10 protein-coding genes and 1 riboswitch are annotated in these 12,989 nt (G+C 36.0%); all 10 genes read right to left on the bottom strand.

What is annotated here, in order from left to right:
• Positions 1 to 395 precede the first annotated feature (395 nt).
• Complete coding sequence (locus QPK24_RS03070; protein WP_213536154.1) at positions 396 to 1,763, bottom strand: NCS2 family permease; 1,368 nt, start codon at positions 1,761 to 1,763, stop codon at positions 396 to 398.
• Between the two features lie 171 nt (positions 1,764 to 1,934).
• A riboswitch (purine riboswitch) is annotated at positions 1,935 to 2,034 on the bottom strand.
• 279 nt (positions 2,035 to 2,313) lie between these two features.
• Complete coding sequence (locus QPK24_RS03065) at positions 2,314 to 3,972, bottom strand: DUF262 domain-containing protein (protein ID WP_285746073.1); 1,659 nt, start codon at positions 3,970 to 3,972, stop codon at positions 2,314 to 2,316.
• Between the two features lie 315 nt (positions 3,973 to 4,287).
• On the bottom strand, positions 4,288 to 5,028 hold the full coding sequence (locus tag QPK24_RS03060) for a GntR family transcriptional regulator (RefSeq protein WP_285746071.1): 741 nt from the start codon (positions 5,026 to 5,028) through the stop codon (positions 4,288 to 4,290).
• Between the two features lie 251 nt (positions 5,029 to 5,279).
• Positions 5,280 to 6,458, bottom strand: coding sequence for a phosphopentomutase (gene deoB / locus QPK24_RS03055; protein WP_285746069.1), 1,179 nt, complete (start codon positions 6,456 to 6,458; stop codon positions 5,280 to 5,282).
• A gap of 14 nt (positions 6,459 to 6,472) precedes the next feature.
• The gene (locus QPK24_RS03050) at positions 6,473 to 7,867 is read right to left on the bottom strand and encodes an MFS transporter (protein ID WP_213536147.1); all 1,395 of its coding nucleotides are present in this window, start codon (positions 7,865 to 7,867) and stop codon (positions 6,473 to 6,475) included.
• A gap of 209 nt (positions 7,868 to 8,076) precedes the next feature.
• Positions 8,077 to 8,787 carry a purine-nucleoside phosphorylase gene (gene deoD / locus QPK24_RS03045; RefSeq protein ID WP_213536158.1) on the bottom strand — a complete coding sequence of 237 codons (711 nt, stop codon included), beginning with the start codon at positions 8,785 to 8,787 and terminating at the stop codon, positions 8,077 to 8,079.
• A 722-nt stretch (positions 8,788 to 9,509) separates the two neighbouring features.
• Positions 9,510 to 9,953 (bottom strand): GNAT family N-acetyltransferase, encoded by a 444-nt coding sequence (locus tag QPK24_RS03040; protein WP_285746067.1) that lies wholly within the window; start codon positions 9,951 to 9,953, stop codon positions 9,510 to 9,512.
• Between the two features lie 59 nt (positions 9,954 to 10,012).
• Positions 10,013 to 10,741: a class I SAM-dependent methyltransferase gene (locus QPK24_RS03035; protein WP_285746065.1), complete on the bottom strand. Its 729-nt coding sequence runs from the start codon at positions 10,739 to 10,741 to the stop codon at positions 10,013 to 10,015.
• 168 nt (positions 10,742 to 10,909) lie between these two features.
• Positions 10,910 to 12,586, bottom strand: a complete 1,677-nt coding sequence (locus QPK24_RS03030; protein ID WP_285746063.1) for a relaxase/mobilization nuclease domain-containing protein — start codon at positions 12,584 to 12,586, stop codon at positions 10,910 to 10,912.
• On the bottom strand, positions 12,583 to 12,942 hold the full coding sequence (locus QPK24_RS03025; RefSeq protein ID WP_285746061.1) for a plasmid mobilization protein: 360 nt from the start codon (positions 12,940 to 12,942) through the stop codon (positions 12,583 to 12,585). Before QPK24_RS03025 ends, QPK24_RS03030 begins: the two co-directional genes overlap by 4 nt.
• Positions 12,943 to 12,989: the final 47 nt, after the last annotated feature.

The raw sequence follows: 12,989 nt of genomic DNA, 5'->3' as shown, positions 1-12,989 counted from the left end.
AAATAGAATGCAACCCTTTTTTTATAAAAAAGTCGCTAGATTTATCTCTACTATATTTTTAAAGGTGATAATATATAGAACCTAAGCTTGAAAACACTCACTCTTCAGTTTTGTGAGTCCAATCTCTCAAAACACAGACATGTAATTTTATCTACACCGTTTGTGATAGACCAAAATTCCATGATCGCTGTTTCGGTGAAACAGCTTTACTTAGCGAAACTTTTGAATGACGAACGACTTTTGGCGAATGCCAACCAGAGTGAGTTAGTCAAAAATGAGCAGATAGTAATACATCTTTTGTCTTCTCCTATTCCTTCTATATAAAAGAAACAAAAGAAGCCTTCCTCCGAAGAGCAAGGCTTTTCTATATGAACTACTATTATATATGTTTTATTTTACTCCGAACCGATGAAAATGTATCTTGCCAGAACAATGGCGAACAAGATCCACATCAGCCAATGAATTTTCACCTTACGGCTTGTAGCTAGAGAAGAGAATGAAGCAAGAACAACGTAAGAGATAATTCCAAGTGAAATACCATTGGCGATACTGTTCGTAAATGGCATCATAACAATCGTTAAAAATGCAGGGAATGCTTGAAGGAAATCATCCCAATCAATATTACGAACTTGACTCATCATCAGCACACCCACAATGATCAGAGCAGGTGCTGTAGCTGCCGAAGGTACAACCAGTGCTAGAGGAGCGATGAATAAAGCCAGAAGGAACATGATTCCCGTTGTTACCGAAGTCAGTCCTGTACGTCCTCCCGCTTCAACACCAGCCGAACTTTCTACAAATGCTGTAATCGTACTTGTACCAAGCACAGCCCCTGCGCTTACGCCAGCCGCATCAACAAGCATTGCTTTTCCGACAATCTTCTCACCCTTCTCCTTATCTTTCATTAGACCCATCCGTGTAGATGTTCCAACAAGGGTGCCAAATGTATCAAACAACTCTACAAAAGTAAAAACAAAAATAATTTCGAACAAACCAAGTTTTAGAGCACCCATGATATCCAGCTGCCCTACTGCAAGCCCACTAAAAGAAGGAATCCAATTCGAACCGCTGAGACCGCTGAGATCAGTCACTCCCATTGGAATACCAATAATAGTAGTAACTACGATCCCGATAAGCATAGCACCTTTCACATTCAGTACCATAAGGATCGCAATAATAAGTAATCCAATCAGGGTAAGAAGAACATCTGCATGTGTCAGGTTACCAAAAGCAAGACTGAAACTTCCTCCTGCAACGGGTTGTGATATATCTGTATTAGCGTTCACATTTGCTACAACTAAATTACTTAATTTTAGTCCAACTACGGCTACGAATAATCCAATACCTACGGTTATTGCTGTTTTTAAACTATCTGGTACAGCAACTAGGAGTTTTTGTCGAATCTTTGTTACCGTCAGCAGAATAAATACTAGACCTGAGATAAAGACGGCACCCAGCGCAGCCTGCCATGTAATCATACCGTTCGAGCTCAGTACAACCGTCATAAAATATGCATTAAGACCCATACCCGGAGCAAGAGCAATCGGAACATTCACAAAAAGACCCATTACGATCGTCATCAGACCAGCGCCCACCGCTGTTGCAAAAAATACGGCATTATCTGGTATACCTGCTCCACTTTCACCTAAAAAGATCGTGTTTACTATCAGAATGTACGCCATGGTCATAAACGTGGTTAAACCTGCAATAATCTCTGTTCTGACATTTGTTCCGCGTTCCTTTAATTTAAAGAAACTCTCCATAATCCGAATATTCCCCCTTAGAGATAAGTCGAATAAACTTCAAAACGACAAAAAGCCCTTCAAAGAAATTGATCTTCAAGGGCTAACGCTAAAAAAGACACGCAGGAATCTCAAAAGTTTCAGCTTCTTGTTGTTGAATCCAGATGCTTAGAAACCCTTAATTTGTCATCCCATTGCATTATCTTTTTTCGTAGCCAGATCATTATGGTGATCTCGTAGAAACTCTCAGGCCAATCCCCGAGATTATACGAAAAAGCATGTGTTTATTCGTTTTTCATTTTTTATTCTAGGAGGGATAGATCATATTGTCAATACAAAAAGCGAATGTTAATACCTAACCATGCGTGTAACGTTCGTATATTACATTTTTGCGAAAGTACTGAAAATCATTCATCATTTTTCATGAAACTAATTTATGTGACGTATGAATAAAAATAGAACTAAAAAAAGCCCCTATATTTTAGGGACTTTTATATAACTCTAGAAACCTATAAAGGTAATCCTATTAATAGGACAGCCAATCTAAGACCCAAGCTTTAAATTTAGCAAATCAAAATTTCCACACTTCTTTTGCCATAAGAAACAACTCTTTTTGTCGCTCCTCAATTCGTGTTGGTGTCCATTCATTGGATGTACAAAGTTTGCTTGTCATTACGATAGCTGATTTTTTATATGTTTTCTTCTTCTCATCAAACCCTTTATTTTTAATAGCTGTATTGTACTCATCCGCTAACAGTGTAAGGTTCCCTATTCTATGAAGGTACTTCTGATGAAGATCCTCATGTACTTTCCACGTTCCCAATTTCTTAGGCATGATATGTTCTAAATGTATGTCTTTATTACTCGGATTAATTAACGTTTCTTTTTGAGAATAATCATTTATTCTTCTAAGAATAAATTTGGCAACAGGGGCTTTTTTTATAGTACAGATTAAGAAATGGTTCTCGAATTCATCATCACTCAGCATTTCACTTTTCAACTCTTGAACAATCTCTGAAAATGACATGTGCTGTGCTGAAATTTTTTTAGCTAATTTCGCAAATAATAGTTCGTAGCGATTAGCTACTTTTCCCGCAATTACGCAGTTCCTGACAATGAAACTTTCAATTGCTTCCATCACATTTCTAATTTCCATTTCACTGTATGAACTATTTGCCATCGCAATAAGTACTGGATAATACGTACTAGCATTCAGCAACTTTAAATTTTCCAAATGCTTTTCTATATGTTTATCCTCAAAATATGCTTCATTATTAGGATCAACTAGCACTTTATAAACACCAATACTATTCACTAATACATCGGTAAATTCTAAGCACTCTTTTGGAGTTGTTATGACAGCTTTCAAATTTTTATAAAGCTCTTTCTCTCTAGTAAAATCAAATTTAGAATTCCAAATTGTTCTGATAAACTTTGTTAAATCAATACCTTCTGCATTTCTTTGCATTTTTAACCACTGATTTTTCACATCGTCAATTAAATTACCAGCTGTTTTAAATAAATGGTTTTTCAACAGATCGGAAGTTTCTAATTCCTTCCCTCTTGCATTCAGTGTCTCAAAAATAATAAACGCTTCATTCATATCGTCTGTTTCAACACACATCAGATTAAACCTATCTTTAAATCCAGTATAATAATCAACTAGCTTATTATATTTATCATCATCGTTCAAATTCGCAATTTTATCGGATAGTTCCTGATATAAAAATTCATACGCTTGTTTTATTCGCTTGTGGGATGCTTCAGTTACATCATCATTTACGGGGAGGCCACGCTGAATAAAGTCTCTAAAAAATACATGATCTACTTTTCCTAAATGGAACTGAAGTTCATTCTCCTCTTCACTCCAGCGCCCAATGATTTTCAACCGAATATCTTCTACTTTATTTCTTGCCCCGTCTTTTTTTGTCTCCGTATAAATTTTCTCAAATAAATCTCTAATTACCGCCAAATAAATAATAGATGTTGAACTGCGTTGTTGACCATCGATGATATACTTTTTTCTATCTTCTTGATCATCATGAACTACGATCTGTCCAAAAAAGTGACTATCCCTTTGATTCTCAACTAAGTCCTCTAGATCCATCCAAAAATCTTTGACTTGTTCATCTTCTTCCCACGAATATTCGCGTTGATAATCTGGAATATAAAATTTGTCACTTATTAAAAATTGGCCAACAGAATAAAAATTAAATTTCTTAATAGACATAAAACCCCGCCATTTCTGCAAGTTTCTAATTACTCATGATGTTGTTATAGAGTTATAGTACCACCCTGGTATTTCTTGATTCAATTTAAATATATTGAATGCGTACTATTCTATTTCAATAGTAAAAACTCTCTTTCTTTTGCTGAACAAAGCAAATAAAAGAGAGTTTTTTATTACTCTATCAAGTTACTAGATACGACGACAGTGCCAAGCTCCCAATGAATGAAGCTCCTACATATATTAATTTCGTTAAGGAGCGTAGCTGATCATCTTACCAATAATGAACTTACCTGTGTTTTTTGTGAACGTATATTTTCATTTAAATGCATTTAATTTAATATTCGAAAACTGCTGCGGTATATAAAATTTATTATACATCAATGGAGGATCTGCCTCCGTTTTATTGTAAAGGGCTTCTAGCAGTAAAAAGCATTCATTTTGTCCTATTAATTTTTCTTTCCGATTAGCCAAATTAACCGTATGTGTATATTTTATTTCAATATTTCCATGGTTAGCGATTCCATAGGCCTCATTCTCTAGAAATTCTAGTAGCCGCTCCTTATTATTAAGGTCCAGAGATAAGCTTTCTACTGTTTGCATGGACATGAAAGTGAAGGCATAAGCAAGTAAATCGCCTCCCTTTCTATACAAACGTTCTAAAGCCACTACAGCAGATGAATCCCTCTTTAAAACTTGTTTCGTATGCTCCGTTTCCGGGTCTAATCGATAATGTAAGTCTATTTGGTCAAATGTACTTATATGGCATTTATGCATGGGATTACTTAGTTTTTCTAATTGAACATCCTCTTGTTTATAAGAAGATTCTAGTACAAAGTTTCCTTTGCCGCGTATATTTCTTACTAATCCATCATCTTGCAAAAGGACTAAAGCTTGTCTTAACGTTGCACGGCTAACCCCTAGTTTTCTAGCTAAATCCGGTTCTGAAGGAAGCTGACTTCCTGCCTGGTATTCTCCTTTCGTAATCTGAAGGAGAAGCTCGTCATATACAGTTATATAGAGTGGCCGTTTTAATTTATCTAGTTTATTTGTATTCATTAAAGTTGTGTCCTTTACTGTAAATTCAAACTATTAATTAACTCGTTTTAATGGCCGAACATTGACAAGAGATGGATAAAAGTAAAGGGAAGTAGGAGATTCTCCCTCAGCTTCCCTAGGTTAATCAATATTATAATTAACTCATTATGACATATCACTTTCTAGACGACAAGGAATGTCATTTTCTTCTCCAAATATAGCATACAAACCTCCAAAAAAAAGGTTTTTGGAGGTTTATACAAAGTAATCACTTATTTAAGAAATTGTAAGAAAGACTCACCGTAATCTGGCATATGAACATCAAAATTATCTGCTATGGTTGCACCAATATCAGCAAATGTATCATTTTCAGGTAATTTTCCACTATCCTTTAATTGCTTGGAATATACCAAGACAGGAATGAACTCACGAGTATGGTCTGTGCCAGGGAATGTTGGATCATTTCCATGGTCAGCTGTAATAATTAGCAAATCATCTTCTCGGAGTGAGTCGAATACTTCATCTAATCGCTTATCAAATTCCTCTAGTGCTTTTCCATAACCTTCTGGGTCACGGCGATGACCGTATAAGGCATCGAAATCAACTAGATTCAAAAAGCTCATTCCAGTGAAATCTTTTTTCATGACTTCCAGCAGTTTATCCATACCATCCATATTGTCTTTCGTACGAATGGATTCCGTAACTCCTTCACCATCGAAGATATCATTGATCTTTCCAATGGCGATTACATCATAGCCTCCATCTTGCAGACTATTCATGACGGTTTTATTAAATGGTTTTAATGCATAGTCATGACGGTTAGATGTTCTCGTAAAGTTTCCTGGTTCACCTACATAAGGTCTTGCGATGATCCGACCGATTAAATAAGCAGGGTCTTTTGTGATCTCCCGTACCTTTTCGCAAATATCATATAACTCTTCGAGTGGAATGACTTCTTCATGAGCTGCAATTTGCAGAACCGGGTCAGCAGATGTATACACAATCAGATCCCCTGTTTTCATTTGATGTTCGCCATATTCATCAATAATGGCTGTTCCACTTGCAGGCTTATTCGCAACTACTTTTCGTCCAGTTACCTCTTCAATCTGTTTGATTAATTCGTCTGGGAATCCATTTGGATACACATTAAACGGTTTATCAATATTAAGACCCATGATTTCCCAGTGACCTGTCATTGTATCTTTGCCGACTGATTTCTCTTGTAATTTCGTGTAATAGGCAAGAGGTTTATCGGCTTTTGGCACACCTAAGATTTCTTCAATATTGGACAGACCCAATCTGGCTAAGTTAGGCAGATTTAATCCGTTCATATGTTCGGCAATGTGTAAGAGAGTGTGGGAACCAACATCATTAAAATCTGCCGCATCTTTTCCTTCTCCAATTCCCACAGAATCCATTACGACCAAATGCACACGTTTAAATTTTTTCATTTAACTCGCTTCCTTTATCTAGTTTCTTGAGTGTGGCTCTCTGATTTGCGACCCAACAAAATCCAAAACAATACGATAGCCAGTACCGCAATTACCGCAAGAACAGCAACGATACTACTATAGTTTAATGCCGTTCCTTCCTCTGTTACAAATCTCAAAAATCCAAATTGTAAATCTTTCTTGTCGATCAATAGAGCTGAGTATGTGAAACCAACGGACATTGCGATATTGATGCACAAATTGTAGAAACCTAAAGCCGTACCCGATTTTTCTGTTGGCACTTTTTTAATAGCAATATCAATAAGTGGTGCATATAGCAGTGCAAAGCTACAAGAGAATAAAATAAGCGATACAACAAATACGGCGATGGACATTTTAATAAAGAAGACACCAAGTAATAAACTAATAATAATTAAACTAATCGCTAAGTAAACACATTGCTTACTATCTAAGAATTTTCCTATTTTACCAGATAGAGCTCCAACACCTGCTGCTAGTAAACATGCTGGTATGAACAGTAGGGAGACTTTATCCAGATGGATATCATATACAGATGTTAGCAGGAACGACAACGTATTCAGTGCATAAGCAGCGTATAGAGAGTTAAGAATAAACGCCACAACTAATCCAAATAGAAATTGTTTGTTTTTAAAGAAATCAATTGTAATAAAAGCATTTTTATTTTTGCTGATATAAAGTAAGAATACAATCACAGCTGCAATAAAGAGGATGAAAAGTCCCCAGTTGAAAGAAGACATATACAGCATGATTGAAGTAGCAATCACTGCGACGATAATAAGACCTAAGAAGTCTACATTATTTTTCTTTTTCTCTTCTTTTGGCAAATTCTTAAGAATGAATGGCAGTAATATAATGCTAAGCAGCGGAATTAGGAACAAGTTTTGCCATGCCAGATAAGTCGCAACAAACCCGCCGGTTAATGTACCAATAACCGTAGCAAGCTGGAAGCTGCTTGTACTAAATCCCATATACTTTTTCTGTTCTTGTTCGGTTGCATATTTAGTAATAAACACCAAATACAGCGTTTCTGTCGCACCTAAACCGGCAGACTGAATAATTCTAGAAAAAACGATCAACCAATAATTCTCATGTGTAATATAACCGAGTAAAGAACCTACACAAATTAATAAAATACCTACCGTTAGTAGATTTCGTATACTGATCGAGTCAGATAGAGATGAATACACAACTGCACCGATACCAATCACTAAACCTGAAAGCGTTACTTGCCAGCTTACCGTACTTGCGGATACACCAAAATAATCAACTAAATCTGGGGAGATGATCTTAAATGAGTTATCGATAACGATGGAAAAGATCATTAAAAGTAATATAACCGGAACGATTTTCCCCATGTTGACTACCGGTTTTCCAACTGAACTATTCATAATATACCTCCAAGTATCTCATGCTGCATAAACAAAGATGTTATAATAGCGCTTACATCATCTGCATAAAAGTAAACTTTTTCTTTTAATTAACTATCTTACTTAGCATTTGATTAAGTATTTCACTATTTAAAGCTTCCTTCACTCACAACCAAACCGTAAAGTGAAGGAGGCTTATTTATATTTTTAGATGGATCAAAAAGAACCGTTTACGCTAACTCTAATGCAATCTCCATCATGTTCGTAAATGCAGTTTGGCGTTCCTCTGGAGTCGTTTGTGCTCCTGTAATAAGGTGATCACTCACCGTTAGAATACAAAGCGCATTTACACCTGCTTTAATCGCATTCCAGTAAAGTGCTACAGATTCCATTTCAACGGCCATGATTCCAACGTCACGCCATTTTTGATTTGCTGTTGGATCTGCATTATAGAAAATTTCACTTGATAAAATATTACCAATATGAACTTTTTGACCTTTATCATCTGCGATTTTCTTCGCTTTTTCTAAAAGTTCAAAGGAAGCAGTTAATGGAAATTGTCCTGGTAAGTTAAATTGATGACCATAATTGGAATCTGTTGCAGCTCCCATACCAAAAATAACATCATATAGCTCGATGTCTTTTTGCATCGCACCACAAGTACCAATTCGAATTAAATTCTTAACCCCGAATACATTGATTAATTCCCAAGAATAAATCCCCATACTCGCTGGTCCCATTCCCGTACCCATTACAGATATTTTTTTCCCTTTGTAAGTACCGGTATACCCGAGCATTCCTCTTACTTCGTTAAAGCATTTGTAATCTTCCAAAAAGGTTTCAGCAATAAACTTGGCTCTTAGAGGGTCTCCAGGTAACAGAATCGTTTCAGCTATTTCTACTCCATTTGGTTTAATATGAGGGGTTTCTTTGGTAGTCATCATTTTCTTTTGCTCCTTTATAGATAATTATGCTGGTTAGAACAACATGTCTAACTTGTATAACTTGTATGTTTTTTATACAAGTTCAATTTATCATAACTTTTCATTCCTTGCAAGCACTTTCATAAAAGTTGTTTTGTCAATGTGAAACTTCTCACATATTTAAAATACTCATGATAGATCCGTGTAAAATGGTATCTTCACAACCAGTCATTACACGAAGAATCATCATGAGCTACTCACCTTTTTATCATAAACAGAATTCGTAGTGCTTATACTTTTATCCCTAAGCTTGACCAAAAATGTCCATTATACAGAAACTTGTATGGCAAGTTGTACACAAAAAAAACCTTCTACTTGCTGTATAAGCAAATAGAAGGTTTTGATTTTTATAAAAATGTTCCTATCCTATTCCCACTCAAAAAGCTCTTGTGCAATGTAAACGTTTTTGCTTAAGTGATTTGACTTGGTTTGTATATGTAATTCGTATTACATATATTATCGTCTTTTATTCCAGTGCATTTGCTTCTGTTATCATTTTGTTATCAATCACGCGATAGCTTGGAATTCGGTTTCTCTCGCTTACACGGTAATTTACAGTACCTTTAAACTGAGAGTGTGCAACACTTCAAGCATAATAATTCGTATTACATTTTAAACAGAATATAGAGAATGCCGACATTCAGGTTTTACAGTATAATTATTCTTGCACAAACTGGAAGTTATATATGTCTTTGCAAATATACCATATCTATTAACTGCACACCGCTCTCATAAATTGGGTGGTCATAATTGTCAGTAAAGAAATTGGGAATCTTGTGAGAACGGACAAATCCACATTTTTCATAAAATGGTATCGTCAATGGACTGTCACCTGTTCCAACTTGCAAAACAGAATATTCATCTGCATATTTACTGACAAGAAAATCAATTAGCGCTTTGCCATAGCCCGTTCCCTGATTTTCCGGATTGACTGCGATATTCTTGATTTCAAGTATTCCGTTACCTTCATCGGTGACAACACATTCAGCTTTTACATCATTGTCTTCAAGTACATACATAGTTCCTTTTTCAAGATAGCGATCAACCATGCTCTCCTGTTCATCAGCTAATAACAATAATGATATAAACTGCTTTTTATTTTTGTTAACTTCTCGAATTTTCATACAACTTGTTACTCCATCAATTGCCATCTATTTTAATTCATCAAATTGGAAGTTGTTTATTAAACCTTTTTAACCTTAACCAACAACATCATAGGTCTACGCATTTCATTACACATTCCCGGCATACCCATCATATCTGCCGGAGGCATTGCTTCCTCAATAGCCTCAATTTGAAAACCACATTTTATAAGTGGATTCAATATCTGCGTTAATGTGTGGTGCTGTTTAATTACTCGTTGACCAAGAAAATTGGTTTCTCTTTCGCCTGTGTAATAGTAATTGTCGATTGGCCAATATTTAGGTTCCCCATTTTCATCATAAATCCAATCCTCATTAACACCTGCGGTGAAAGTCGGATGTTCAATATTGAATAGGAAATACCCACCTACTTTTAATGTGCAATACACCTTTTGATAAACATTAGCTAAATTTTCGATATAGTGCAGTACCAGGTTAGAAACAACTAGGTCATAAGTATTTTCAGGATAAATGTATTCTTCAACACCGCAAACTTTATACTTGATTTTGTCATCAGAGTTATCAGCTACTGCTTTTGCAATCATTTTTTGACTACTATCAATACCAAGAATTTCAGTAGCTCCCATTTGTGCGGCATATTTGCAATGCCAACCGTAACCACATCCTAAATCCAAAACTTTTTTTCCCTGTAATTTAGGGAATAACGGTTGCAACTGATGCCACTCTCCAGCAGCTTCCAGACCATCTTTGCTTCTTCCCATTTCCGCATATGCGGCAAAAAATTCACTATTATCGTAAATATTTCTCATTGATAATTACCTCCACAACTTCTAATTTATCTAAATGTTATATTAGAATAATTTTACGACAAATATTCTGTGTATTCCATATATTTCCTAGTAAATCATATCCCATCTAAGATCAAATCACAGCATATATAAAAGAGGATGTGCACCACATCCCCTCTCCAATCCAGTTTATCTCATAATCTCGTAACTTTCATACTCTTTTTTCAGGCCGTAACAGTAGTCCCTGTCCTTCGCCAGTTCAAGCTGATGAGCAGCTTTCTTAAGCTTGGTATAGCGTTCGCTCATTCTTTGTAATCGTCCAGGGAACTCTGTTTCAAGTCGTTTGCATTCTTTAAAACGCATTTTGAAGTTTTCAATTTCATCGTCAGTAGTAATATCATACTTTAATAGTTCTCTTTTAATGGTCTTAATTCTCTCTTCAGATACCTCTTCCACACCAATCACAGCCACTAAATCAGCAATTGGGAGCATCTTTTCTTTAATTTCATCGTTGACTTTAATCTTTCTTTTTAATCTGCTAATCTGTTTTCCAAGCTCGTTTATCTTCTCAGAAAGTTCTTCTTCAGTCGAAATATGCTCCTCTCTTACTGCATTTAAGGCTGACTTAATATCAGCAAGTCTTCTTTCTGTTTCTTTAGAAAGAGTGAATTCTTCCTGTTCATTATTTGTTTCGAGCACTTTAGATGCCAGATACTCGGGAGATTCGCCTATTATTACAACATATGCAAGAATGAAAATCTGTTCAAGGAGTGTTCTTCTGTTTCCATCCTCATCGTAAAGGCCGACAAAATACTGCTCATTGGACTTAGAACTAGTCCATCCAGAAGGCCTATATATAGACTGTGCACCTGCATCAGCTAGATATTTAAGAGTATTTTTAAGCGCTTCTTCCTCTATTTCTGCTTCATACTGATTGTTTCTATCCGATCCGTACTCTAGTTTCCTGCGCCATTCCCAGTATGCCTCAAGAGATTTCCGAGTATATAACTCACCTAAAGTGCTTCCTCTGACTCTGTGATTATCAGGTGTAATGTATGTTTCATGCTTGCCATCATGGATTTCATAACCGTATTTTTCCATTAGTTTCACAAATTCTGCCCATGATGAAGTGCATTTTTTGACTGCTTCTATATCTCCCTTCACCTGTTTTTTCCAACTCTTTCCCTCTGTTTCTGCCTCATATTCATACCAGGATTTACTTCCTCCTGGTGGTTTTGACTCAATTACAAGCAGTCCGTGTTCAATTGCGACCTCATCATTAAGCCTTCTAAGCTCCTGGTATGTCGCTTTGCAGTCATGATATTTCATTTTTTCTGGCTTATCATGGGCAATAAACTCTGGATTCATGTGTGAATTTATCAGGATATGATTGTGTTTTGCCTTGCCGTGAACCTTTCCGTCTTTGCCAATGACTGGTTCCACATGGGATGCAATCACTGCCTGATACTTTCCAAGCTTCTTCACAAGGTCAATTCCACACTGATGAACCTCCTCATCTGATATATCAAGATTGTCTGGAAAAGACTGAACAATGTGAAATGCCTGGTTTTCACTGTCATCTTCAAGCTCTTTTCCGATGTTTGATAGGTTGATCATCTTTGTAAAAGCGAACTCTTCAGCTGCAGTTTCAGGGCTGCACATATATCCGGAGACATAAATTTTCTTTGTTTTCTCATCATTTTTTACATATCTGAGTGCGGAAGAGACATCATTCATGCTGTTTTCAGCATCAAAATCATACTGAATTTCTGTTTTTTTCTTATCAGTTATGTATTTTATTGATGCTTTTATGCCCTGATCCAGACTCTTTTTACCTGATTTTATGGGCCAAATCTTGCAAATCATGACGATTTTTCTCCTGAAATTATCTTTAAAATTACATTTCTTTCCTTTTTACAAGCGGATAAAAGAGACTTTTCAGACTCTAAAAGTTTGTCTGCAATCCTGTAAAGCTTGTCCATATCAGCCATAAATACAGTTTCTTCCTGCACAATATGTCCAATCAACTCTAAAATATCATTGTGGATTCCCTGTATTTCCTTTAAATGCTCTCTAACAGCATCGTAGTTATACCTTATAATCACAGGATCTGCAGCTGCATGGATAATATATTTGTTCATGGATAGACCGATTTTTTCTGCATTTTCTTTGATTTTCTCATAGATTTCATCTTCCATTCGTAGATTTAATCTCTTTCCCATATGTGAAATCACTCCCTTTTTCACCTGGAGGCGAAGCCTCTTGCGCA

The organism is Paenibacillus polygoni (assembly GCF_030263935.1).
Classification (GTDB): Bacteria; Bacillota; Bacilli; order Paenibacillales; family Paenibacillaceae; genus Paenibacillus; species Paenibacillus polygoni.
The sequence above is the reverse complement of the archived record's forward strand: the minus strand, read 5'-3'. Positions and strand labels throughout refer to the sequence as shown.

Bases quoted from the DNA above. Each gene is read 5' to 3' on its own strand.
- QPK24_RS03070 (WP_213536154.1), bottom strand. From the start codon at position 1,763: ATGGAGAGTTTCTTTAAATTAAAGGAACGCGGAACAAATGTCAGAACA.
- QPK24_RS03065 (WP_285746073.1), bottom strand. From the start codon at position 3,972: ATGTCTATTAAGAAATTTAATTTTTATTCTGTTGGCCAATTTTTAATA.
- QPK24_RS03060 (WP_285746071.1), bottom strand. From the start codon at position 5,028: ATGAATACAAATAAACTAGATAAATTAAAACGGCCACTCTATATAACT.
- deoB (WP_285746069.1), bottom strand. From the start codon at position 6,458: ATGAAAAAATTTAAACGTGTGCATTTGGTCGTAATGGATTCTGTGGGA.
- QPK24_RS03050 (WP_213536147.1), bottom strand. From the start codon at position 7,867: ATGAATAGTTCAGTTGGAAAACCGGTAGTCAACATGGGGAAAATCGTT.
- deoD (WP_213536158.1), bottom strand. From the start codon at position 8,787: ATGACTACCAAAGAAACCCCTCATATTAAACCAAATGGAGTAGAAATA.
- QPK24_RS03040 (WP_285746067.1), bottom strand. From the start codon at position 9,953: ATGAAAATTCGAGAAGTTAACAAAAATAAAAAGCAGTTTATATCATTA.
- QPK24_RS03035 (WP_285746065.1), bottom strand. From the start codon at position 10,741: ATGAGAAATATTTACGATAATAGTGAATTTTTTGCCGCATATGCGGAA.
- QPK24_RS03030 (WP_285746063.1), bottom strand. From the start codon at position 12,586: ATGATTTGCAAGATTTGGCCCATAAAATCAGGTAAAAAGAGTCTGGAT.
- QPK24_RS03025 (WP_285746061.1), bottom strand. From the start codon at position 12,942: ATGGGAAAGAGATTAAATCTACGAATGGAAGATGAAATCTATGAGAAA.